Origin of the sequence: Prevotella sp. Sow4_E9_plate, from assembly GCF_052116205.1 — a bacterium.
Classification (GTDB): Bacteria; Bacteroidota; Bacteroidia; order Bacteroidales; family Bacteroidaceae; genus Prevotella.
Genome location: NZ_JBQKLN010000001.1, coordinates 18,311 through 43,279, shown reverse-complemented (window position 1 = coordinate 43,279; position 24,969 = coordinate 18,311). Strand labels below are relative to the sequence as shown.

The 24,969-nt window shown below is 46.8% G+C and carries 14 protein-coding genes; 2 read left to right on the top strand and 12 right to left on the bottom strand.

The window, feature by feature from the left end; translation table 11 throughout:
* Positions 1-16: 16 nt before the first annotated feature.
* From ACTQ53_RS00145 to ACTQ53_RS00095, 11 genes are all read right to left on the bottom strand, one after another.
* A complete protein-coding gene (locus tag ACTQ53_RS00145) occupies positions 17-3,253 on the bottom strand; it encodes a helicase-related protein (RefSeq protein ID WP_441931600.1) in 3,237 nt (1,078 codons plus the stop codon).
* Positions 3,254-3,304: 51 nt separating this feature from the next.
* Positions 3,305-6,439, bottom strand: a complete 3,135-nt coding sequence (locus tag ACTQ53_RS00140; protein WP_441931599.1) for a type III restriction-modification system endonuclease — start codon at positions 6,437-6,439, stop codon at positions 3,305-3,307.
* Between the two features lie 110 nt (positions 6,440-6,549).
* On the bottom strand, positions 6,550-8,433 hold the full coding sequence (locus ACTQ53_RS00135; RefSeq protein WP_441931598.1) for a site-specific DNA-methyltransferase: 1,884 nt from the start codon (positions 8,431-8,433) through the stop codon (positions 6,550-6,552).
* A gap of 470 nt (positions 8,434-8,903) precedes the next feature.
* A complete protein-coding gene (locus ACTQ53_RS00130) occupies positions 8,904-9,194 on the bottom strand; it encodes a Txe/YoeB family addiction module toxin (protein WP_233544528.1) in 291 nt (96 codons plus the stop codon).
* Positions 9,176-9,454, bottom strand: coding sequence for an Arc family DNA-binding protein (locus tag ACTQ53_RS00125; protein ID WP_256621104.1), 279 nt, complete (start codon positions 9,452-9,454; stop codon positions 9,176-9,178). Before ACTQ53_RS00125 ends, ACTQ53_RS00130 begins: the two co-directional genes overlap by 19 nt.
* A gap of 900 nt (positions 9,455-10,354) precedes the next feature.
* The gene (locus tag ACTQ53_RS00120; protein ID WP_441931597.1) at positions 10,355-11,182 is read right to left on the bottom strand and encodes a helix-turn-helix domain-containing protein; all 828 of its coding nucleotides are present in this window, start codon (positions 11,180-11,182) and stop codon (positions 10,355-10,357) included.
* Between the two features lie 122 nt (positions 11,183-11,304).
* Positions 11,305-12,999 carry an MFS transporter gene (locus tag ACTQ53_RS00115; protein WP_441931596.1) on the bottom strand — a complete coding sequence of 565 codons (1,695 nt, stop codon included), beginning with the start codon at positions 12,997-12,999 and terminating at the stop codon, positions 11,305-11,307.
* 6 nt (positions 13,000-13,005) lie between these two features.
* The gene (locus ACTQ53_RS00110; protein WP_441200155.1) at positions 13,006-14,076 is read right to left on the bottom strand and encodes an HlyD family secretion protein; all 1,071 of its coding nucleotides are present in this window, start codon (positions 14,074-14,076) and stop codon (positions 13,006-13,008) included.
* A gap of 135 nt (positions 14,077-14,211) precedes the next feature.
* Entirely contained in the window at positions 14,212-15,531 is a 1,320-nt protein-coding gene (locus ACTQ53_RS00105) for a TolC family protein (RefSeq protein WP_441931595.1), read from the bottom strand.
* A gap of 282 nt (positions 15,532-15,813) precedes the next feature.
* Positions 15,814-16,248, bottom strand: a complete 435-nt coding sequence (locus tag ACTQ53_RS00100) for a GNAT family N-acetyltransferase (RefSeq protein WP_441931594.1) — start codon at positions 16,246-16,248, stop codon at positions 15,814-15,816.
* A gap of 146 nt (positions 16,249-16,394) precedes the next feature.
* A complete protein-coding gene (locus ACTQ53_RS00095; protein WP_294968637.1) occupies positions 16,395-17,873 on the bottom strand; it encodes an L-fucose/L-arabinose isomerase family protein in 1,479 nt (492 codons plus the stop codon).
* Positions 17,874-18,148: 275 nt separating this feature from the next.
* Between ACTQ53_RS00095 and ACTQ53_RS00090 the strand changes: the two genes are divergently transcribed.
* Positions 18,149-20,713, top strand: a complete 2,565-nt coding sequence (locus ACTQ53_RS00090; protein ID WP_441931593.1) for a transglycosylase domain-containing protein — start codon at positions 18,149-18,151, stop codon at positions 20,711-20,713.
* 9 nt (positions 20,714-20,722) lie between these two features.
* Entirely contained in the window at positions 20,723-22,459 is a 1,737-nt protein-coding gene (locus ACTQ53_RS00085) for an AAA family ATPase (protein ID WP_441931592.1), read from the top strand.
* A gap of 62 nt (positions 22,460-22,521) precedes the next feature.
* Here ACTQ53_RS00085 and ACTQ53_RS00080 read toward each other — a convergent pair whose 3' ends face one another.
* Positions 22,522-24,942: a glycoside hydrolase family 95 protein gene (locus ACTQ53_RS00080; protein WP_441931686.1), complete on the bottom strand. Its 2,421-nt coding sequence runs from the start codon at positions 24,940-24,942 to the stop codon at positions 22,522-22,524.
* Positions 24,943-24,969 lie beyond the last annotated feature (27 nt).

The following is a 24,969-nucleotide window of genomic DNA, read 5'->3' as shown; positions in this document are numbered from 1 at the left end:
TGATTAAAGAGATTGCTTATCTGATAACCAGGAAGGTGATGAGTTCGAAATCATCCAATCCCTTGATCTCATTGGTCAAAGCCGTGGTTTCACCCAGCGAGAAAAGACTGTCTATGTCGCTCTCTTCCTTGATGCGTACCATACTGTCGATGGCCTTCTGCAACAGGTCGCTATAATGTTCCATGTGTCTGCCGTCGCTGGTTTCCTTACTTAGCAGGGCACAAAGGTTTCTGTCGTATTCCTTCTTGTCCTTGCAGAGCAATCGCAGGGTATCCAGCAGCTTCTTGGGATGAAGATGGTCACAGATTACCTCGCCGTCATCCGACAGATACACCATATAGAAAGGATGAAGTAGGTTTTTCTTGTCGATGTTCACGGCATTATTGCGATTCTTCAACACATAGATAACGCCAGGCTTAATGTCGCCCTTTGCACCTGCCACGGCATTCATTCCGAAAGGAGCATGCTCTATGTCGGGATGTTCCTTGATATATGATAGGAGGTCGAGACGAAACTCGTTCAGTCCCAGGTCCATGATATTGATACCGGTGTCCATATCCTCAATGTCAACCACTTCTTCCTGAAGATTCTTCAACTGCTTTCTGCGATATTCCAGGTCTCCCTTTTCGTTGTCACTCAGCAGGTTATCATCTCCTGTAGAAGTCAGAACAGTGGCTTTCATACGGCTCTCCACTCTGCCTTTCAACTGGATATATTCGTCCAGTTCCATATCAGGCCAGTAGTTTACCAACTGTATTTCCTTGTTCCGGCTGCCAATACGGTCAATACGTCCAAAACGCTGGATGATGCGTACGGGGTTCCAATGGATATCGTAGTTAATCAGATAGTCGCAGTCTTGCAGGTTCTGACCTTCCGATATACAGTCTGTAGCGATGAGTACATCGATGTTTTCATGAATCCACGGTTTCTTGGCTGCGTCCTTTTCATCAAAGATGTCACCTTTGTCTTTGGAGATGGGCGAGAAGAAGGTGAGAACATTATTAAATGTACACTCAAACTTTGGAATGGTGCATTTGCCCTCAGTACTACCCGTGATGAGGGCAGCGTTCAGTCCGCAATCTGCCTTGATTCTTTCGGCAAGTTCCTGATAGAGATAGTCTGCCGTATCGGCAAAGGCTGTGAAGATGAGCACCTTCCGGTTATCCTTGTTGATAGGATGGGCAAACTTCTCCTTCAAGTCTTCTATCAGCATTTGCAACTTGCTGTCATGAGCTGGCGTAATATCTTCCAGCATCAGGAGCAGCATCCTGAGTACTTCCTGATCTGCTGCCAGATCTCTTCGCCAACTGATATAATCCATATCCCTGAGTCTGAAACCTCTTATCTCTTCAGCTTCCTGGTCGATGAGCGAGATGGTTTCATTGATGTAAGCCGTGATGCGCTCCAAGGTGAGGCGGAAGGAGTTGACCGAACTTTCCAGTCGTTTCAGTAGATTGGTTGCCATCAGATTTCGCAATCCCTTCTCTCGTCCGTCAATAGACAAGCCGCTTCCCTCATAGTCGATGGTATAGCTGTTTCTGGCGCTATCGTGCAGATAGAGCGATGGGGTGTAGATAGACAGGTTCAGATTGTCCAGTTCTGTGGCAATGTCCCTGAAGTTGATGGCATTGCTGATGTCGGTGAGTTTCGGACGACGGGAGATAGGAGGCAGACGATGTGGAAATTCACCGATGGCACTTGTATCATAATACTTCATGATGTGGCTGCGCGAACGGGCGATGGTCACGGCATCCAGCAACTGGAAGAAATCGTAGCTCAGGTCGTTGAGCAGCCTTTCCGTTGTGCGTTCTTCCGCCTTCAGTTTTGCCCAGTGGTTATATACCTTCTGGGCATTCGTAAAGATGTCATCTACGTTCTTGCCTAGTCCCAATGCTTCGTCAAACGAGCAGCTTCTGCCTTCGTAAGCCAGCTGCAACTGGTTCTTCAAATCGCCAAATCTATTGTTCACAGGGGTAGCACTCAGCATCAGTACCTTCGTCTTCACACCGGTACGAATCACCCGGTTCATCAGTTTCTGATATCTGTTTTCCTTTCTATCCTCCTGCTGCTCATCATCATCTTCCTCTTCATCCACGTTTCCTCCATTGCGGAAGTTATGACTTTCGTCGATGACCACGAGGTCGTAGTTGCCCCAGTTGATGTGGTCCAGATCCAAGCCGTTGGAACTTCCATGTTCTCGTGAAAGGTCGGTGTGGAAGAGGATGTCGTAGCGCAGACGGTCGCCAGCTATCGGATTGTTCTTGTAATTGGAACGGAAGGTAATCCAGTTCTCATTCAGCTTTTTCGGACAAAGCACCAGTACACTCTTGTTGCGGTTTTCGTAATACTTGATGACGGCAAGCGCCGTAAAGGTCTTTCCCAATCCCACACTGTCGGCAAGAATACAACCGTTGTATTTCTCCAGCTTGTTGATGATGGCGAGTGCCGCATCCTTCTGGAAGTTGTATAGCTTGTTCCAGATGAGGCTGTTCTTAAAACCGGTACGCTCATTGGGAAGAACATCTTCAGAAATATCTTCCAGAAATTCATGGAAGATGTTGTAGAGAGCGATGAAGTAGATGTATTCGGGCGCATTCTCCTGATAAACCGTCTCGATGTATTCCAAAACCCTGGCAGTTACGTCCTTGAATTTCTCATCGTTCTCCCATTGCTGGTTGAATATCTGCAGATAAGCCTCGGCAGAAGGAGAAGGCAGCACATTGACCATCGTATAGACATTGTTGCCCTTTTCGCATCCCAGTTGGGTGGTGCTGAAATCATCAAAAGGAAGATAAACATGCTGCTTGCTGGGCGCATTCATATCAAAGACAGGTAAGGCAGAAGGTTCACCATCACAGAGATGCAGAAATCCGCCCATTCCTTCCTGTGAAGAATTGGACTTGAATTTCACTTTCTTCCGGATCCATGCTGCACACTCCTTGGCGATGGCTTTCTGCGACAGCTGGTTGCGGAGCTTGATTTCAAACTCCGTACCATAGAGGTTGCGTTCACGGTTCAACTTCGGTATGTAGAACTCCCGTTTCTCTTTCTTCGTCTTGTCTGCCACAAAGGTTGGCGAGGTGAAGATAAAGCGCACTTCCTCCACCTTCTCCAGTTCCGCCTTCATGGCTTCGAAGGCGTAGATGGAGAAAGAGGCAGCGGCGATGGATATGCGACTTTGGGTGGACAACCTCGATTTCAGGTCGTCCACCAATCGTTCGCTGGTATTGTTTATCTGTTTCGGCTGTTCCATGTCCTATTGCTTAACATTCAACATTCAACACTTAACATTTAACATTAAGAATTATTTCACCCATTCCATCAAGTCGTCGTAGTTGGTTACCTTATGATAGTAGATGCCCGAACCTGAGAGTTGTTCGAATAGCCTGTCGGCACAGGCTATCTTGCCATCTTCTATACCTCGCAAGTCGAGGGTTGACATGCTGCCCTTGGTTTCGGCTACGAAATAGACATGCTTCACGGCACCTTCCTTGAAGGCTATCGCCCAGTCGGGAGAATAATTGCCCACAGGGGTAGGAATGTGGAAACCCTTTGGCAACTTGGCATATACGGCAACATCGGTGCTCGTATCGAGGTCTTCCACGAACTTGCGCTCCACACTCTGCTTTGCCGTTCCATCGGTAAACACATAATCCACAATGCTCTTCCTTCCCTGGTAAGCCTTGTCGAGCGAGGTATGTTTCTCCTCCGTAAAGATGGCGGAATCGTAGCTCCCCTCTATCTCGTTGTAACTGATATGATCTACGATGATGGTGGCTTTCTGCTCCAGTATCAGGCGGCTTACCCTACGGATAAACTCTTCAGGATTCATCTTGTACATATCAAACTTTTCTGGCTTAATCTGACTCAGAATCCCGGCGATGGTCTTACGGGTCAATCGGGTGTTGGTGGCTATCTTGCCTAGCAGGTCGTACTTCACGGTGCTTACTACATCCGTTCTCAGGTCATCATGCTGCATTTCTTCCTGCACCATCATGCTGCCCGCCTTCATGTCGTCATGTTTCAGTTCCGTCTTCTGCACTCCTCGGGTTACCACGTAGCTCAGTTTTGAAACCACCAGTTCCTTGTTGATGGCAGCAATGGCTTTCTCTATCAGTTCCTTGCTTTCGAAGTTCACCGTATAGGCGTATTTGTGGTTGATGCGATTCCAGAGTTCCTGGAACTCCTTCTTCGTGAAGTTCTCGTTCAGTCTGTTCTCCGGAGTCTGCGGCGTACTTCCGTTTTCTATCATACCGTCAAGGGCTGAAGGATTCCATACGCCTTCTATCAGTTTGTGAATCCATTTGCCGTATGGCTTTACTTCGTCTGGCAATGTTGCGAGTGTTCCCGATGTTGCGGCAGAGCGGTAAGCATCGGTTACATGACTTTCATCATCCACATAACTGTTCTTCACCAGATAGAAATAAATCTTCTTGGCTTCCGATGTCGTGATACTATGCTTGCTGCCATCCTCAATCGTGAAGGTCTTTCCATCGAAGTAATCGATGTCGGCAACCTTCGGACGGTCGTAGAGATCTTCCGAAATATTCTTCTGCAGGTCGTTTACGAAATCAGCATAGCCCTCAGAGGCAATCACGGTAAGGCGGTTAATCTGCTGCACCTGCCCCTGCAGGGTATCGGCATCCTGTCGCACTCCCTTGTTGTCAACGCAGAGTCGCAATCCTCGTCCCACTTCCTGACGCTTCTGCGAGATGCTGTTTGCCTGTCGGAGCGAACAGATCTGGAAGATGTTCGGATTGTCCCAACCTTCTCTCAAGGCAGAGTGGGAGAAGATGAAGCGAACTGGCGAGTAAGTTGGGTCGAGACTCAGCAGTCGTTCTTTATCTTTCATAATCAGGTCGTAAGCCGATACGTCGTCGCTTCCAGCTCCCTTCTTCTCATCGCTGTCCTTAAAACGCTTGGTCTTGGGGTCGATGGAGAAATAACCCTCATGGGTCTTGTTGACAGGGATGCAGCTGAGATACTGCATATACTCCGGGTCGTACATATTCTGATTTTCGTTCAGCTCTGCCCGGTATTCCTGTTCGAATATCTCTCCATAGCGGCCCAGTATTTTCTTGCCGGCTTCATCATACTGGCGATACTTGGCAACCTCGTCGATGAAGAAAAGGGAGAGGCACTTGATGCCACGATGGAAGAGCGCACTCTCTTTGCGGAAGTGCGCCTTGATGGTTTCCCTTATCTGGATGCGAGCCTTGTGGTCGGCAGTTACGTTGCCGATTACCTCCTTCAGCATCAGACTCTCGCCGTTGCTGAACTTCACCTGGCTGCGACTTGGCTGGTGGGCATCCACCACGATGTCGGTAATCATGAACCCCTTGTATTGCAGCATATTTCCGGAGGCACTATAGAGATCGTCGCCTTCGCCCAACTTCTTGTAGATTCGCTTGATGGCTCCCGTAGTGCTCTGCTGTTCTATCTCCAGCCTTACCTGTGGTGCCTTGTCTTTCGAGAGCAGCAGCTCTGCAAAATAGATATAGCTGTCGGTACCTTTCAGGTTCTTCAGTTCGAAGCCTACTACCTCTATCTTCTTCACCAGTTTGTGGTTGTAGGCATCGAGAGCATCGAGTACATACACCGTGTTGTGGTGCTCCTTGTGGGTAGCTGAGTAGTTCAGGGTGAAGAGCGGATTGAAGGCTTTGAGTGCCGTCTGTGTTGCGGCACCTCCCATCTTCTGCGGTTCATCCAGGATGATGATAGGGTTGTTGGCAGCAAGAACGGCGATAGGCTTTCGGGAACCGAACTCATCTCGTTCGGAGTTGATGATGCGTGCCGCCTTGTTCTTGGCTCCCTCCTTCATGGTGTTGAAGGCTTGGGTGTTGATGATCATCACGCTGATGTCGTTGCTCTGCGAGAAGGTGTCGATGTCGTTGAGGCTGCTGCTGTCGTAGATGAAGTAGCGGGCCTTCTTGCCGTATTGCTCCATGAAGTGATCTACCGTGATGTCGAAGCTCTTCTTCACACCCTCTCGGATAGCTATGCTTGGAACCACCACGATAAACTTGGTCCAGCCATACTGCTTGTTCAGTTCGAACATGGTCTTGATATAGACGTATGTCTTTCCCGTACCGGTTTCCATCTCCACATCGAGCTGGCAGGCTCCGAGTTTCTGACAGAGTTCTTCATCCTGATGGATGTTGTTCTCGGTCTGAATCTGTCGGATGTTGTCAAAGAGAGCCACCTTATCCATGGCGAGGCGGTTGTTCTTATAGCCCAGGCTATTGCCGGCATCATCGCTATCGGCAAAGACATCTGTTTGAACGAATTTGATGTCATGCTTCTTGCTGTCAACCACATACAGTTTTCCCTTATCCATCCTGTATTCCAGGTTGGCTTGGTTGGGCTGCCCCTTGAAGACGTTGATGACGCTCTCCACGGCATCGGTCTGATATTGTTGTATCTTAAACTTCAGTTTCATAATCGTAATCAGTAAAGCTCTTTTTACTTTTACAAGTTTCAAGTAAACACAGCAAAAATGCTCTTTTTACTTTTTTACCTTTTTACTTTTTTACCTTTCAAAATCCCTTTCTAAAGAATTTTGGTGACCGTGTCAGGAGAATATGTTTTAAAAATCTGCTCGAAGTTGGTGGCGGTGGAATCGTCCTTCATGCTGGTGTCACGGAGCACGGCGTAGGCTGGCTGCATCTGGGCGATGGCCTTTACCACATCGTCGGTTACATCCGGATCGAAGCAAGCCACGAGGTATCCTTCGGCAACGTTATAGATGGTCTTGCCAGCTACCGTTGTCGTTTCTATCTTCGAATCCAGGGTTGCGCCGAGTTCAAGCATCACTTGGAAGAGCAAGTCTTCGCCAGTTCTATCCGGCTTCACATTATCAACCTGCGAGAAGAGGTCAGCTTGCGAAATATCCTTTGGAGAATAGTAAATGTCCTGCATATTGGTGGAATCGAGTTTCAACACACGGAAGCCTGTATCGAGGTCCTGGGTGGTTAAAGGAGATTCCTCCTTGATTTTCTTGCCGGCACGGCGGATTCGTTCCTTGCCTATTTCACAGATGTTCTTATAGCCTGCCTTGAAAGCTTCGCTCTTCTCATCGGTCTTTTCTGGGAGCTGCACCATAATGAACTTGCGGTTGCCGCCATCTTCAGAGTTGAGCTGCATGACAGCATGGGCTGTGGTGGCGGAGCCACTGAAGAAGTCGAGGATGATAGCTTCTTTGTTATTTGATATTTGTAAAAGACGATTTATTAGAGAAATTGGTTTGGGAGTATCAAAACAAGCGATGCTATCAAACAAGCTAACCAAGTTTTTCTTCGCGATATCGTTGGTTCCTACTTCATTTGCAAGCCATAATGTATGTGGTGTTACACCTTGTTCAATTTCACACAGATATAGTTTTAGACGAGGAACGTTATTGCCCTCTTTACCAAAGTAAATTCTTCCATCGTCAATAAGTTCCTTTAGTTTTTTCTCTGTATAGCGCCAGCATAATCCTGATGGTAATTTTATCGTTCTTCCATTAGGAGTAATTATGTCGTAAAATTGAGAAGGTGTTCCATGTCCTCCTTGAACAGTTAGTGCTACTGATTGCCATTTCCCTCTATGATCATTATCTGGATTTGTATATCTTTTTAAAATATCTTCTGTATAAGGAAGGCTTCCTCTAGTTGGTTCAAAAATGTTTTTCTTTTTTGCAAAGCACAAAATATATTCATGGTTTGTAGAAAAAACTTTTCTGTTTTCTCTTGATGTGCGTTTTTCCCAAACAAAAGTTGCAAGAAAGTTTTGTTCTCCAAACACTTCATCGCAAACTTTTCGAAGGTTCTCAATTTCATTATCGTCAATAGAGATAAATATCACACCATCATCAGTCAGCAAGTCTCTTGCAACTTTCAATCTCGGATAAATCATATTGAGCCAATCAGTATGGAATCTACCATTGCTTTCGGCATTGGTAAACATACGATTGCCCTGCTCGTCAAACTGTCCTGAGTTGGCGAGGTATTCTTCTGAAGACTGAGCGAAATCATCTTCATAAACAAAATCGTTTCCGGTGTTGTAAGGTGGGTCTATATAGATCATTTTCACCTTGTGGAGGTAAGTCTCCTTCAGACATTTGAGAACATCGAGGTTGTCGCCCTCGATATAAAGGTTCTGGGTGTTGTCGAAATCAACGCTGTCTTCACGGCAAGGACGAAGTGTGGCATTGATTGGAGAATTGGCAAGGAGAATCGCCTTGCTCTTGTCGGGCCAGGTAAACTGGTAGCGTTCTGCTCTTTCTGATATCACACTATCAGAAAGATTCTGCTTGAGTTTCTCGAAATCTATGAGGTGCTTTGGCTGACCGCTTCTTTCATCTACAGTCTCCGTAACGCAGTCGGGAAACAGCTGCGCAATTTTCGTAATGTTGTCCTCGACACCATTACTGCTCTGCATTCTTAATTTGTCCATTCGTAGCTCTTTTCATTGTTGGTTACTATATATAATAAGGTATAGCAACAAACATTGAAGCGAACTCCAACGTCTTTTGCTATAGCTGATGGGTGCGTTTGGAACTAAATCATTATCGGAGTAAAACGGGCAGCGGACAGAAGGATTGGCTGGAAAGCCATCCAAAGAAAGCCTTGATGAAGTGAAGACAAAGAAGAAGCGTGAGCTTCCCTTATCAACACTTAGGCTTTTGCCGGGCCCATCCACACGATAAGTTCCGCCCACGCTATAGCGTAGGCGTTTACAGAACTTACTCTTTGTGTGGAATATAACTTTAATTCTGGCAAAATTTAAGTGTTTCCGAACAAATTAGTAAACGCAAATTTATAATCTTACTATGTTATATCTTTCTTTTCTGTTTCTTATATATCTTATTTTTTTTATTGTTATACATTCTATAAGCTACCGATTCCACAGAAATATGGACTCGGTTATTTGTCATTGTAATGTCCTTCTAGCTCAATAATGGACACAAGAATTTCTTCATCGAGTATGTCATAGATAATCCTGTCCTGGGCAGTAATATGTCTAGAATACGTGATGTCGTTTCCACCTTTCAAAGGTTCTGGATGTCCTTTACCTGTTCTAGGGTGCTCAGAAAGTTCTGGAATCAACTTCTCTAGTTTTTTGAATAGAGGTAGATTTGATTTCTTCCATTTCTTAATGACCTTCTGTGCATCCTTAGAGAATTCTATTCGATATATCATAAAGCTTCCATCCATGCGATTGCATCTTGTGCTGTGTCAAAGCACAGAGTTTCTCCGTTTTTATGTTCTTCTCTCGCCTTGTCAAGCTTCGCTTGCAAATCGGGAGTAATCGCATTTTCCTCCATGGTCTTGTTCTTACTCATAAAATCCATAAGAATGGATTCTACGTAATTGTTAAGGCTACGATTGGTAGCCTTAGCACACTCCTTGAGCTCCTCAAGAAGCTCTGCTGGTAACCTAAATGAAGTAGGTACACGTAATGGTGATGTGCTCATATTCTTTGTTTTTAATTGTTATTTGGGGCAAAGATAATAAAAAATAATGAGAAACGAAGTAATTCTTGGGTTTTTAACACAGATAATAGCGATAATAATTATTTCTCTTACTAAGAAACGGATGGAAAGTCTGTAAGTTTCATGTGCAATCCTGTAGATTTCAAATGCGAATGGGGGCATTTCACTTATTGTCTTACTAAGGCACAATATTGCCCCTAGGCGGGCAATATTGTGCCGTCGAAGGATAAAAAATACTACGTCGGGATAGAGATTTCTATATACCTATTAAACGCTTCACCAAAAGCATAATGGCAGACGGAATTCTTCTGCGTGTAACCCCTACTTTCAAATCCACTCTTCACTCTTCACACATATGGCATAAACATCTGAATACAAATTACTTACTACGGTGAAGAGTTACGCCGACTCTTCACAACTCTTCACCACTCTTCACCATTTGGGCTTCTATTGTGACCAGCATCAGGCTTCTATTGTGACCAGCATCAAGCCTCTATTGTGACCAGCATCAAGCCTCTATTGTGACCAGCATCAAGCCTCTATTGTGACCAGCATCAAGCCTCTATTGTGACCAGCATCAGGCTTCTATTAAGCTTGGTTTAAGCCTCCTTTAAGTTTGGTTTAAGCCTTCTTTAAATTTGGTTTAAGCCTCAGATAAAATTTACGTAAGGCTTTGTTAAAGTTTACTTGAGCCTTATTCCGATTTCTTGGACCTCTAATTTCCCTTATAAACAGCAGAAAAATCAATCGTGTGAAGAGTGGTGAAGAGTGGTGAAGAGTCGGCGTAACTCTTCACAGCCATAAATATCTTATACTCAACGCTTTACACTATATACGTGAAGAGTGAAGAGTGGAATTGAGAGTAGAGTTTTTCTCTTGGCGCTACTCCGCCCCCATCCGGTAATTCTTAGGCGACAAACCGGTATGCTTCTTGAAGAAGGTGCCGAAGGCTGAGGCATTCGGGAAGCTGAGATCACTGGCTATCTGCTGAATCGTCTTGTTCGTATTCTTCATCAGATAAATGCTGCGACGGATAATCGCCTTGAAAAGTAATTGCTGGACCGTCTTGCCACATACTGACTTCACGATAACGGAAAGATATTTGGGAGTGATGCAGAGCTGATCGGCATAGAAAGCCACACTGCGCTCACGCATGAAATGTTCCTCTATCAATTTGACCAGCGACTCAAAGACCTCTACCTTGCGCTCCATCTCCTTACCCGCCGCCTTGAACGTAGAAGAGAAGATGCTGCAAAGGCGATAGGTTACCGCCATGAGAAGCAGCTTCTGCTCATGCTGGCTGTAGGTATCCGGCTCCTCCTTCTGCTCCAACTTGAGAAGCATCTGGGCATAAGACGACAGCATCTCCTCATAACCCGTATGCGCCACGGTACAAGCCGAAGGATAGAGCGTAGAATAAAGGCGCATGCTCACAACGGTATTGCCCAGCATGTGGCGAATCTGCTCTACACGGTAGAAAAGCAAGGTAAACCGGAAATCTGGAGAGGTTTCCTGAACCTGCAACAGAGTGCCGGGAGAGAGAAAAACCGACTCCCCCATAGACGCAACAAAGGATGTTCCGTCTACACAGAAACGGAACATCCCTTGATGACAAATGACTATTCCGACATAATCAGAATAGAAAGGCTGCATCAGAAAATGAGGAATTTCCTGAGCCTCATATATGATGATATTATCTGTTATCTCCATTTTTTCTAATTGCTTGAAATGCGAAGATAACAAAAATATCAATCCCCTCGAATGATAACCTTGATTATTTATGATATTTTAGCAGAATCCAGCCGCTTCCGGCAGAATCTGCATCCTCTTTCCTACCTTCTTCCCAGGGATTTCACATCTACATTCTTCAACAGATACTCGCGGGTCAATTCCTTGATGTTGCGCTTGCGCCAAGGTATTACGAGCATCAAGCCGGCACATACCAGACAGCCATAGAAGGTCCAGCCTGCCATCTCCTTGATGGATACCAGCGTGGCTTGCACCTGCACCTTGCCCTTCGCACTCATGGCAGCCATATTCTGCGCCTCAGTTACACTCTTACCCTGATACTGCATGCCCATCACCGTCTGGTCATAGGTCTTTGCCGTCTCCAAGCTGGTACGGTCATAATCCTGTGCAAAGCGGGTAACGTAATACTGCTGGCGATGCTGAAACACATTGGTGTAGAGCGCCGAACCGATGCATGGGGCGATGACCATACGGACGGTGAGCATGATGCAGACCCAGGTGGACATGAAGCGGTAAGGCATGCGCTGATTGGCTATCGTGGAGATGAGCGAATAGAGCAGCATCATTCCCGTAGAACGGATGATGATAGGCCATTTCATGCGCTCATACATGCCGTCGTTCTGTACCTCGAAATACATAAAGAGGGCGTAGCCTCCGATAAAGAGGAAGCCCAGACAGTACATCCACTTCAGATGAATATTCTTGGCTCTGGCGATGATCGCAAAAATCAAACCCACGGTATATCCCACCATCACCCAGTTGCCCAGAGTGGCATTCTGCCAGTTGTCTATCTTCATTCCCACATTGGTGAATACGTTCACAAACATGGCGCTGGAGTTGCAGACCATCAGAAGGAAGAACAGCATGATGCCGTAATTGACAACCCTGAGCTGGAACACCTCCATGATAAAATAAGGTGAACGGCGGGTCTTCTCCAGATAGATAAACAGGGCGGTGAAGATGAGACAGACCACTGTAGAGATACGGATGGTAGGATCATCAAACCAGTCCAGCGTCTTGCCGAACACCATCACATAGGCAAACGAACAGAGCATGATGCTGAACACCGTGACATTGCCAAACTTCGACATCGTAATCGGGAACTTCGGCATCGGATACTTATGATAAGGCATGGTGAAGAACACGATGATGATGCCCGCCAACATGAATGCCATCATGAAATGATATACATACTGCCACTCGTAGGCATAGGCAAGCCAAGCCGTGAGCCAGGTGCCCAACTGTCCGATAATCATGAAGAAAAGATAGATAACCGGCTGGGAAACCATTTTTTCTGAATCCATCGCATCCCAAGCCTCCTCGGTGGTAGGCTCGCAACCCGGCGTGAGATTCTTCGTTGCCTCAATACCGAAACCATATCGGATGAGTACAAAGAGATGCGCCATCAGAAGCGTCTGTCGGACAAAGCCCATCAGCAAGCTACACAAGCCTAGGATGAACAGCGAATCGGTCTGGGCGCAGACAAAACTGAGCAGAAAGAGAATGGAGAATCCCACGATACACATCATCTTCTCTCTTCGGATGCACACCAGTTCGTAGAAGAATGGCGAGAAAGCAGCCATTCCTATCGACGTACAGAAGCCCGCAAAGGCGATGTATTCCGACTGGATGCCCAGTCCGCTCATCATCTCACCGCTATTGGCGGAATAGACACCACTCATCGTAATCATCGGCACGAAGAGGATGATCATGAAGATAATGCCCAGCGGTTTCGGCACCCAGCTATAGAACGGATAATTCTTATATTCTTCTTCCATATTCCATTACTTTGATTTTCTCTCCGCCTTCACAATCACCATCATACCTGCTGCCAGGCGGGCATTGTCTTCCTTGCTGAGGTTAGTGAAGTCGATTCTTACAGGCACACGCTGCTGAATCTTCACGAAGTTACCAGCCGAATTATCGGTAGGAACAAGAGAATACTTGGAACCGGTTGCTCCGGAGATAGCGGTAACGGTGCCCTCAAACTCCTTGTTGCTGATGGCATCTACCGTCATGCGTACCTTTTGACCCACATAGAGATTCTCAACCTGAGTTTCCTTATAGTTGGCGATAACCCACTTCTGGGCATTAGGCAGGATATAGGTGATGGTGGTTCCAGCGTTCACCATCTGTCCCTCTTCGATAGAGCGGCGACCCAACTTACCATCGCATGGCGCTACAACCACACAATAAGAGAGGTTCAGCTTCGCCATCTCCACCGCAGCCTCAGCACGTTCGATGGCAGCTGTCACATTCTGCTTGCGGGTAACCACCTCGTTCACGCCCTTATAGGCAGCAGCCTGCTGTCGCTTTACCGACTCCAGTTTCTTCTTGGTAGCCGCATATTCCACTTCGAGCTGCTCCAACTGGATTGGTGTAGCAGCCTTCTTCTCTACCAGGTTACGATAGCGCTCGCAGTCTTTGGCAAGTTTGGCAAGGCGCACCTCAATTTCATCGATGGATGCAGAATAGACGGTAGCCGAAGTCTGGGTGGTCTGCTGGGTAGCATCAATGACATTGGCTCCAGCCTTGGCATCCTTCAGAGCCGCCTCAGCCTCCATCAGGCGGATGCGATACTCACGGTCGTCAAGGATAAGAAGGGTATCACCCTTATGAACCTCCTCGTGCTCCTTGAAACAAACCTTGGCAATATAGCCCGATGCGCGGAGGTTGACAGGAGAGATATACTGCTCTACCTGGGCATCGTTGCTGGTTTCGTTGGCATTATAATCCAGGAAGAGGCAGACAATCTTCCAGAGTCCGAAGACGAGGATGGCTACGCCGATGAGACTGGCGATGATCTGGCGGATGCGCTGCTTCTTCAATTTCTTCTGCATTTCTTCGTGAGACATCTGAGTGGTTTCTGCATTATCCTCGTGAGACATCTGAGTAGCTTCTGCATTTTCCTCACGAGCTGTTTCCATCTTGTTATTTTCGTTCTGTTCCATTGTTTTATTCTGATTATTTGTTTCTTTATGATTCCTTTGTTATTTTACCAGTTCCAATTGTCCTGTGAGTTTCAGGAGCGAGAGGTTTGCCACCTTATATTTATAATAGGCGGTAAGATAATTGTTCATTGCCTCGCTCATGCGCATCTCATCCTGGAGAACGGCGGTCATGGAACCTACCCCCTCCTTGTATTGGTCGGCAGTCACATTATATACATCCTGCGCCAGGGTATAGTTGTCAAACTGCTTCTTGTAGTTGCGCTGGCTGTTGTTCACCTCGCTCACGGCGTTCATATAGTCTGCCTGCATTCCCTTGAGTGCATCCTCATATCCGATGCGGGCATTCTCCTCCTCCACTTTGGCACGTCTTATCTTGGAACGCTTCTCGAAGCCATCGAAGACAGGCACTCTCAGCTGGATGCCGATGCCGTTGGAACCATACCAGTGGTTTGATTCGCCCGAATGAATCCAATGTTCTATCTTATCGGTGAAGGCAGAATACATCAGGCTACCGGTAAGGCTCACCGAAGGCAGATAGCCATCCTTGGCTAACTTGGTCTGCTTCTGGGCAAGTTCCTTTCTCTTCTCCAGGAGCTGGAGTTCGTAGAGATTGGTGTTCAATCCGTTGGCATTCACCGTCTCTATCTCTCCCGGATTCACCTCCGTTACCTTGATTTGCTTTTCTGCAGGATAATCTATCACATATTTGAGCATGGTATATTGCTGGTCGAGCATGGCGATGGCGTTATCGCGCTGCACGGTGAGATTCTCGATGTTGAGTTTCACTCGCTTCACATCCACTTCCAGGGTCATCTGATTGTCGTAGAAAGCCTGGGTGATGCCATAGAGTTCTTCCAGGCGCTTGATGTTGTCATTCACCAGTCGGATCTGCTCAGCCGTATTCTGCGCCATGTAATACATCTTGGCAGTCTGCACGATGAGGTCTTCGCGCGCCTTCTCGTAAGAGAGCTGGTTGAGATGGTCTGCTATCTTGGCAATGTCGATGGCAGTATTCACCATCTGGTTGTAAAGCGGCATCTGGAGTTGCAAGCCTGCTGAAGCATTATACTGCAGGGTTTTGGTAACATTGTAAGGCTTGCCGTAGGCAGAACCGTCAGTCACGGAAACGGGAGGGGTGAAGTTGTCGTTCAACTGTGCCACGGCGTTGATCTGCGGCAGCAGCTTCGCCTGGTTCTCGCTGATGGAATACTTTCCCTTTGCAATCTCATTGCGACTTTTCTGCAGCGACAGGTTATTGTCTACTGCCATCTGCAAGCACTGGCTCAGCGATAAAGTCTCCTGAGCCATCATCGTAGAAAATGCCCCAAGAGTCAAACAAAAACATATGATTTTTCTCATGTTCATTTTTAATATATTTCTTCTGGTATACAATACTATTGAATTCTGGTGCAAAGGTACTAATTTTCTGCAAATAATCACTATTCACAAAATATCACAATATGTTCAAAAATGCCGTTTCTTTTAGTGGCGGAGTTCTTAGAAACAAAAAGAGTGGCTCTTTGCAGTTTTAGGCACGGATTACACGGATTCTTTATAAGAAGAAAAATCGCTTCAATTGCATTAGCGCCATAAATCCGTGTAATCCTTGCCTTATTTATACTCTCCTCGCTATATGGTATTTCAGAATTTCATTTTATAGACATTGGTTTCCCGTTTTTCAAAGCCCAGGCTCTGATAGAGCTGGTTGGCAACAATGCGAGAAGGGCGCGAAGTAAGCATCAGGGTTACATTCCCCCTGTTCTGACATTCTTCCATCGCCTTTCTAAACATCAGTTTTCCATATCCCTTGCCGCGATGGTTCTGGTCAACCACTACATCTTCTATCCATGCCTTCCTTCCTGTAGGACATTGATAGATACAGAGGGTTACCATTCCGATGATTTTCTCATCATATTCCAAAGCATAGAGATGGCTTTGAGGTGAGGCGATAAGACTGTTCAATTCTGCCTCAGTAAAGGTATGCGAACTGGTACTCAGCTGCGCAATCAGTCTGTTAATCGCTTCCAGATAATCAGGCTTCAAATCTTCTATTTCTATAAATCTTGGTTCATTCATGGTGCAAACTTAGCACATATTTCGGAGATTGCCAAGAAGAGCATCTATTATTTTATCTTTTTTAATAATCACATCAATAGAAAAGGCGATTGCCATTCCTATTGCAGGAAAAGCAATCGCCTTTTTTATTTCATACGAATCTTATCTTACTTCCAAGGATTCTCGGTTGGGTAAGGCAAGCTAGCTGGCTGGTTGTAAGCGATATCCTTGATGCCAAGATACTTGAATACCTCGAACAAGGTCTTGCCTACATGAGAGAATGCTACGGCTCCGTGGTGTGGATAACCCTTCTGAATCAATACGTGACGATAGAAGCGGCCCATCTCGTTGATGGCGAAGATACCGATACCACCGAATGAACGGGTAGGAACATCGAGAACCTCACCCTCTGCGATGTAGCTGCGGAGGTTGCCCTCTGAATCGCACTGCAGACGGTAGAATGTGATGTCAGAAGCTGCGATATCACCCTCCAAAGTACCACGGGTGAAGTCTGGTGTACAACCATTCTCCAACAAACGGTTCTGGATGAGCTGATACTTAATCTTACGGCTTGAGCACATCTTGCACTGTGGAGTGTTACCGCAGTGGAAGCCCATGAAGGTATCAGTCAACTTGTAATCGTACTTGCCCTTGATGTCCTCATCATAGATATACCGAGGAACTGAGTTGTTGATATCGAGCAATGTAACGGTATCGTCAGAAGCACACATACCGATGTACTCAGACAATGCACCATAGACATCAACCTCGCAAGCTACAGGAATACCGCGGCTAACGAGACGGCTGTTTACATAGCAAGGCTCGAAACCGAACTGGCTTGGGAATGCAGGCCAGCACTTGTCAGCGAATGCTACATACTGGCGAGAACCCTTGTGAGCCTCAGCCCAATCGAGCAATGTCAACTCAAACTGTGCCATTCTGCGGCTGAGATCAGGATAGTAGCAGCCTTCGCCCATCTCCTTGGCCATATCAGCGCAAACCTCGTCGATACGTGGATCGTTCGCGTGCTCCTTATAAGCTACAAGGAGGTCGAGCTCTGAGTTCTCCTCAATCTCTACACCCAGTTCGTACAAGCCCTTGATTGGAGCGTTGCAAGCGAAGAAATCCTGAGGACGTGGACCGAATGTGATAATCTTCAAGCCCTTCAAACCGAGGATGACGCGAGCTACTGGTACGAAGTCTGCAATCATCTTAGCTACTTCCTCTGCTGTACCAACAGGGTACTCAGGGATGTAACCCTTCAAATGACGCATACCGAGGTTGTAAGAGCAGTTGAGCATACCGCAGTATGCATCACCACGACCATTGATCATATCGCCGTCACCTTCAGCAGCTGCTACGAACATAACAGGACCGTCGAAGTTCTTTGCAATCAAAGTTTCAGGGGTCTCAGGACCGAAGTTACCAAGGAATACAACCAAGGCGTTGCAGCCCTGCTCCTTTACTTCGGCCACAGCCTTGAGCATATCTTTCTCGTTCTCAACTGTAGTCTGACAGTTGAAAATTTCACCCTTGTACTCTTTTACGATGTTCTCACGGCGCTGAGTAGAAAGCGCGATTGGAAAACAGTCACGGCTAACGGCAATAATACCGAGCTTTACTTGTGGAATGTTGTTGCTTACCATAATTATTATGTTTTTATTTAAGTTTTTGTATATATGCTTGTTTTTTGCTGAGGGCAAAGGTACAAATATTTTTGATTTCTGCAAGCAAATTCTGAGTTTTTTTTCCGTTCAAAATGTAAAAAAACGTTTATTTATACCCGAATGTTACATTTGATAAACTTCCTGAAACATTTTATACCCGCTAATGGATATCCAAAACAAATAAAAAACTGAATGAATGATGATATTTCGAATAAAAGTTGTATCTTTGCACCGATAAAAACAGATAAGTTAATATGAATAAAATCAAAACAGTCTTTGCCGGAATATGGCATAAGCTATGTGCTTTCTGGGCTTGGTACAAGAGTTTGTATCAAGGTAGGTCTTGGTATACCAAGACCATTGTCGCATTCGTCAGTTGTATCATCGCCTTCATTATTTATCTGGGCGCAGTAGACATCAACTTCCTGTGGCTTTTCGGTAAGTCACCAGGCTATTTCTCCGGTATTCTGAATCCGCAGACTTCAGAGGCATCAGAGATATATAGTGCCGATGGCAAGCTGATTGGCAAATACTTCAACGAGAACCGTACACCTGTAAAATATGAAGAGGTGAATCCAGCCTTCTTCAAGGCTTTGATTGATACGGAAGATGAGCGCTTCTACAAGCACATCGGTATCGACCCTATCGGTGTATTCGGTGCTGCCAAAGACGCCCTCCTGCATCATGATGCCCGTGGTGCGTCTACCATCACACAGCAGTTGGCTAAGAACATGTTCCGCGTACGCTCGCAGTATTCTACCGGTTTGCTGGGCAAGGTGCCTTTGCTCCGACTGCTCATCATCAAGAGCAAGGAGTGGATTATTGCCGTAAAGCTGGAGACCGCTTTCTCCAAGAAGGAAATCATCACCATGTATGCCAACACGGTAGATTTCGGAAATAATTCATACGGTATCAAGACTGCAGCCAAGACCTACTTCAATACGAATCCAAAAGACCTGACTGCAGATCAGGCTGCTATTCTGGTAGGTATGCTCAAGGCAACTACCTATTATAATCCGCGCACCAATCCAGAGAACAGTCGGGTGCGCAGAAACACCGTATTATATAACATGTTGACTCATGGCGATCTGTCTCGTACCGAGTATGAAGAGCTGAAAGAGCTTCCTATCAAACTCGACTTCAAGGTAGAGGAGAACTATGACGGACAGGCAAAATACTTCCGCGTAGCCGTAGCCGATTATCTGAAAGACTGGTGCCAGGAGGAAGGTTATGACCTCTACTCAAGCGGTCTGAAGATTTATACAACCATCGATACTCGCATGCAGAAGTATGCCGAGGATGCTGCCCGCAAACAGATGAAGCAGGTACAGCAGAACTTCAACAATCACTGGAGCATCCGACGTACTCAGGCTGGTAAAGGAAAATGGCTGGGCGAAGAACCTTGGCAGGACGAGAACCACAAGGTGATACCAAACTTTATCCAAGGCATTGCTGAAAAGCAGCCTTTCTATAAGAATCTGCTGGCCAAATTCCCAAACAATCCAGATTCTGTCACCTATTATTATAAGGAGTGGGTTCACCCTGTCAAAGTGTTCGATTACGACAAGGGAAGCATCACTATCAACATGACTTCTGAAGATAGTATCAAGTATATGACTACCTTCATGCACAGTGCTTTCGTAGCCATGGAGCCACAGACAGGAGCCGTGAAGGCATGGGTGGGCGACATCGACTTCGACCACTGGAAGTATGACAAGGTAACAGCCGAGCGCCAGCCGGGTTCTACCTTCAAGCTCTTCGTTTATACAGAAGCCATGAACCAGGGATTGACTCCTTGCGACAAGCGCCGCGATGAATATATCTCTATGCAGGTATACGATAAGAAGAAGCACGAGATGACAACCTGGACTCCTGGCAATGCCAACGGTTCATTCTCTGGCGATAGCATCCCACTGAAGAATGCATTTGCCAAGAGTATCAACTCCATTGCCGTAAGACTGGGTCAGGAAATGGGCATCAAGCGCATCATCGAAACCGCCAAGAAAATGGGTATCGACAGTCCGCTCGATGATACTCCATCACTCGCCTTGGGTTCCAGCGATGTCAACCTGCTGGAGATGGCTTGCGCATACAGCACCATCTCTAACAACGGTAAGCATCACGACCCTGTATTGGTGACCAAGATTGTTGACCATGACGGCAAGGTGGTTTATGAAGGACCAAGTACAGAGGAACAGGTTATTCCGTACAAGAGTGCCTTCCTGATGCAACAGCTCCTGCAGGGTGGTATGAGAGAACCGGGTGGTACCTCACAGAGTCTCTGGGGCTATGTAGGTAATTACCGTGACACAGAATTTGGCGGTAAGACCGGTACAACCAATAATCACTCTGACGCATGGTTCATGTGTGTCAGTCCTAAACTGGTAGTTGGTGCCTGGGTAGGAGGAGAATACCGATGCCTCCACTTCCGAACAGGAGCCTTGGGACAGGGTGCCAGAACAGCATTGCCTATCTGCGGTTACTTCCTGCAGACGCTCTTCGCTGATCCTGCATTCAAGGAATATCATGCCAAGTTCGATAAGCCAAAGGACGATGACATCACAAGAGACATGTATATCTGTGCCAGCTATGCACCAAAGCCAAAGGTTGATACAACACAGGTGGACAGTACTGCCTTCACAGAAGAAATTCTCCTTGATGAAAACGGAAACCCTATTAAGAAGGAAATTCCGACAGTGAAGACGGATGGAGAGGCTACAACAACCACCCCAACTACCACTCCTGCTGCTACAGAAGAAAAGAAAGAGAAGAAGAAGGCTAAGCCAACAGAACAGCCTATCAACTTCGATGACCTCTAATAGAATAATATGATTGATCTCGACAATGCGGAGTTGCAGAATGCACTCCAAATCATACAGTTTACCCGTCGTTCGCTTTTCCTCACCGGAAAGGCGGGGACGGGTAAATCTACTTTTCTACGTTATATCGCTGCCAATACCAAGAAAAAACATATCGTCCTGGCACCTACAGGCATCGCAGCCATCAATGCCGGTGGAAGCACCTTGCACAGTTTCTTCAAGTTACCTTTCCACCCATTGCTGCCCAACGACAGTATGTATTCGGTGCGCAATATCCGAAACACACTGAAGTATAATTCTGAGAAAATCAAGATTATCCGTGAAGTAGAGCTCATCATCATAGATGAGATCAGTATGGTACGTGCCGACATCATTGATTTCATCGACAAGGTATTGCGAGTATATTGCCGGAACATGAGAGAACCGTTCGGTGGAAAACAGCTTCTGCTGGTGGGCGACATCTATCAGCTGGAACCCGTTGTCAGAGAAGACGACCGCAAACTGCTCAATCCTTTCTACCGCAGCAGTTTCTTCTTCGATGCCAAGATTTTCCAACAGTTCCAACTGGTCAGCATCGAACTCAAGAAAGTATACCGCCAAAGCGACCCTGTCTTTATCGGTATCCTCGACAACATCCGGACCAGTCAGGCAAGAATGCAGGACCTGAAGTTGCTAAACCAGCGTGTTGGCGCCCAATTGGATGAAGGCGACTCCAAGCTTGCCATCACCCTGTCCACCCGTCGCGATACAGTAGATTACATCAATGACAGTCAGCTCAAGCTTTTGCCTGGCGAACCTTGCCTCTTCCGGGGACGTATACAAGGAGAATTCCCAGAAAGCAGTCTGCCAACCCCTATCGAGCTTTACCTGAAAACGGGTGCTCAGATTATCTTTATCAAGAACGACATCGAGCACCAATGGGTAAACGGTACGCTGGGCACCATTATCGGCTTTGACGAAGACGAGAATGCCAAAATTTATGTACGCACAGAAGAGGGAAAAGATGTGATGGTTGAACCTGCAGCCTGGAGCAACATGCGATACCATTTCAATGAGGTGGAAAAGAAGATTGAGGAAGAGGAGATTGGAAGATATGAGCAATACCCTATCCGACTTGCCTGGGCGATTACTGTTCATAAGAGTCAGGGACTGACCTTCAATCAGGTAAAGATAGATTTTACCGGCGGTGTTTTCGCTGGCGGTCAGACCTACGTAGCCTTATCACGTTGCACCAGTCTGGAAGGAATCAGCCTGCAGGAACCTATTCGCCAAAGCGAGATATTCGTCCGCAACGAAGTCAAGCAGTTTGCCCGTCATTACAACGACCAGAGCACCATCCATACGGCTCTTACACAGAGTAAGGCAGACAAACAATATCATGATGCTGTCAAGGCATACGACAAGGGAGACATGCAAGCAGCTCTGGATAACTTCTTCCTAGCCATCCATAGCCGTTACGACATCGAGCACCCTCTTGCCAAACGTTTCATCCGTAAGAAACTCAACAAGATGAATGAACTGCAAGCGGAGAACGAGCGTCTAAAGGAAGTAATCAGGCAGAAGGATGAAGAGAAAAAGAAACAGGAGAAATTCCTCAAGCGCCTTGCCACGGAATATGTCATCATGGGTAAGGAATGCGAGAGAGCCGGAATGAAAGAAGCGGCCATCACCAATTACCAGAAGGCTCTAACCCTCTATCCAGGACATCCAGAGGCTAAGAGAAGATTGAAGCATCTCAAGGAATAATCATAAAAAAGTGGTTGAAAAAACGGAAAGTACATCCGTTTTTTCAACCACTTTTTTATTGATTAAAACTTAACCTCATAGGTCTTGCCCTTCTGGGTCTTCATCTTCTTCACCTTATCTCCATATCTTACCTGGCAAGGTTCACCGGAACCGGAGAGGATAACTGCCTTGGTAAGGCGGCCGTTGTCCCAATAGATATCCACCGTGAAATTACCCTTGGCACAGAGCCCCTTGATGGAACCCTTCTGCCATGCATCAGGCAGGGCTGGCAGGAGATGGATAAAGCCCATATGGCTCTGCATCAACATTTCGGTGATACCCGCAGTACCGCCAAAGTTACCGTCTATCTGGAATGGAGCATGCGTATCCCAGAGGTTGTCCAATGTACCATTCTTCAACAGGTTGCCATAAAGCTTGTAAGCATGGTTGCCATCGTGCAGACGAGCCCACTGGTTCAACTTCCAGCCCATAGACCATCCGGTAGCACCATCACCACGATGTTCCAATACCACCTTGGAAGCCTTTGCTAATGTAGGAGTAGTAATAGGCGAAATGGTACGGCCAGGATGCAGACCGAAGAGATGGTTCACATGGCGATGCTCATCCTTAGGATCATCAATATCCTTCGACCATTCCATCAACTGTCCATAGCGACCAATCTGGTAAGGAGCAATATGCTTCAGGGCATCTTCCCACAATTTGCGATCCTTGGCATCCTTGCCCAGAATCTTACTGGCCTCTACAGCATCAAGCAGAATCTCACGAATCACGGCATGAGCAAAGGTTGCACCTTCGTCTATCGGTCCGTGCTCTGGAGATGTGGAAGGAGCTGCTGTATAAACACCATCCTTGCGATGCCACAGATAATCTGTTGCGAAGTTGGCACTTCCCTTGATGATATCGTATGCTGTCTCGCTCAGGAACTTCTTATCGCGGGTATAGTCGTAATAATCCCAGAGATGGGTAGCCAACCATGGACCGGCGAATGGAGAGAAGTTCCACGACATATCCTCGCTTGACAGCGGAGAGGTGAAACCGAAGATGTTGCTGGATACAGATGTAGTCCAGCCACGGGTACCGTAATATGACTTGGCAGTCTTCTCACCTGGCTTCACCTGTGTCTGGATGAAGTCGAAGAGCGGAAGCTCACACTCGCTCAGGTTGGTGGTGCAGGCTGGCCAGTAGTTCATCTGCAGATTGATGTTGTTATGATAGTCTACACGCCAAGGACCATCCACGTTGTTGTGCCATACACCCTGCAGGTTGGCAGGCATGTTGCCTGGACGCGAAGAGGCGATGAGCAGATAGCGGCCAAACTGATAGTAGAGCTGCTCCAGATAGAAATCCTTTGCCCCCTTGCGGTAGTTAGCCAATCGCTCATCGATTGGCATATCGTTGGCGTTATCCACATCATTCAGATTCAGGCTTACACGATTGAAGAGACGGCTATAATCCTTGTAATGCTCCTCCAGCAACTGTGCGTAACCCTTGCCTTCTGCCTTGCTCACCCAGCCCAGAGTAGTAGCCAGCGGATCCACGCCCACATAGGTTTTAGGATCATTGTAATCCGGATTATCGTTTGCCTTGTAATCGGTATCGGCAGAAATGAGGAATACCACCTCGTCAGCACCCTTCACGGTCAGCTTTCCACCTTCGTTCGACAGGTTACCACCCTTGTTGATGGCACGGATGCGGACAGCATACTGCATATCGTTGTTATCGAGACGTGCATCCCAAAGCAGCCCATTCTTGCCATCAGCCACCATCTTGCCTGTAGATACAGGGTTAGGCGCATAAGAGAATACGAGATTCTGCCTGCCCGGACGGGAAGCCTTGTAGCGGATAGCCATCACATTGGCTGGATAAGAAATGAAATACTCACGCTCATAGTTTACACCATCCTTGACGAAAGAAACGGTAGCCAATGCCGAATCGAGCGACAAGGCACGGCGATATTTGGACATACCCACAGTGCTCAATCCTGTCTCGATATACGCCTCACCCATCGTGGTAAAGCTACCGAAACGGAATGGATCTTCTGCATAAGACTCGTATGGCACAGGACTGTTGAAGTTCTTGCGGGTGAGCTGGGATGCCTTTTCCCAATCGTTGGTAGCGAAGGCATCTCTGATTTCCTGCATCACATGGGCAGAATTCTTGTTCACATTCCAATAATAGGCAGCGCCCTTCTTGGTGTTCGGACCGCCACGCCAGAGCGTCTTCTCATTCAGCGTGATGCGCTCAGCCTCCACGGACCCCAGAATATTGGCTCCGATACTACCATTACCGATAGGCAATGACTTTGACTCCCAATCAGGATCGGGATTGCGGGCGGTATCACCAGCAGAGATAGGTTTCTTGTTTGTCCATTTCTCGGGATGACCACCATACCAGATTTGCTGTCCCTTCAAGGTGACAGGCGTGTCAAACCAGTAAGACAATGGAGTCTTCTGCTGTGCAGAAGCCTGAAGTGCTCCCAGCATAGCCAAGGTAAAGATTGTTACGGTTTT

Bases quoted from the DNA above. Each gene is read 5' to 3' on its own strand.
- ACTQ53_RS00145 (WP_441931600.1), bottom strand. From the start codon at position 3,253: ATGGAACAGCCGAAACAGATAAACAATACCAGCGAACGATTGGTGGAC.
- ACTQ53_RS00140 (WP_441931599.1), bottom strand. From the start codon at position 6,439: ATGAAACTGAAGTTTAAGATACAACAATATCAGACCGATGCCGTGGAG.
- ACTQ53_RS00135 (WP_441931598.1), bottom strand. From the start codon at position 8,433: ATGGACAAATTAAGAATGCAGAGCAGTAATGGTGTCGAGGACAACATT.
- ACTQ53_RS00130 (WP_233544528.1), bottom strand. From the start codon at position 9,194: ATGGATGGAAGCTTTATGATATATCGAATAGAATTCTCTAAGGATGCA.
- ACTQ53_RS00125 (WP_256621104.1), bottom strand. From the start codon at position 9,454: ATGAGCACATCACCATTACGTGTACCTACTTCATTTAGGTTACCAGCA.
- ACTQ53_RS00120 (WP_441931597.1), bottom strand. From the start codon at position 11,182: ATGGAGATAACAGATAATATCATCATATATGAGGCTCAGGAAATTCCT.
- ACTQ53_RS00115 (WP_441931596.1), bottom strand. From the start codon at position 12,999: ATGGAAGAAGAATATAAGAATTATCCGTTCTATAGCTGGGTGCCGAAA.
- ACTQ53_RS00110 (WP_441200155.1), bottom strand. From the start codon at position 14,076: ATGTCTCACGAAGAAATGCAGAAGAAATTGAAGAAGCAGCGCATCCGC.
- ACTQ53_RS00105 (WP_441931595.1), bottom strand. From the start codon at position 15,531: ATGAGAAAAATCATATGTTTTTGTTTGACTCTTGGGGCATTTTCTACG.
- ACTQ53_RS00100 (WP_441931594.1), bottom strand. From the start codon at position 16,248: ATGAATGAACCAAGATTTATAGAAATAGAAGATTTGAAGCCTGATTAT.
- ACTQ53_RS00095 (WP_294968637.1), bottom strand. From the start codon at position 17,873: ATGGTAAGCAACAACATTCCACAAGTAAAGCTCGGTATTATTGCCGTT.
- ACTQ53_RS00090 (WP_441931593.1), top strand. From the start codon at position 18,149: ATGAATAAAATCAAAACAGTCTTTGCCGGAATATGGCATAAGCTATGT.
- ACTQ53_RS00085 (WP_441931592.1), top strand. From the start codon at position 20,723: ATGATTGATCTCGACAATGCGGAGTTGCAGAATGCACTCCAAATCATA.
- ACTQ53_RS00080 (WP_441931686.1), bottom strand. From the start codon at position 24,942: ATGCTGGGAGCACTTCAGGCTTCTGCACAGCAGAAGACTCCATTGTCT.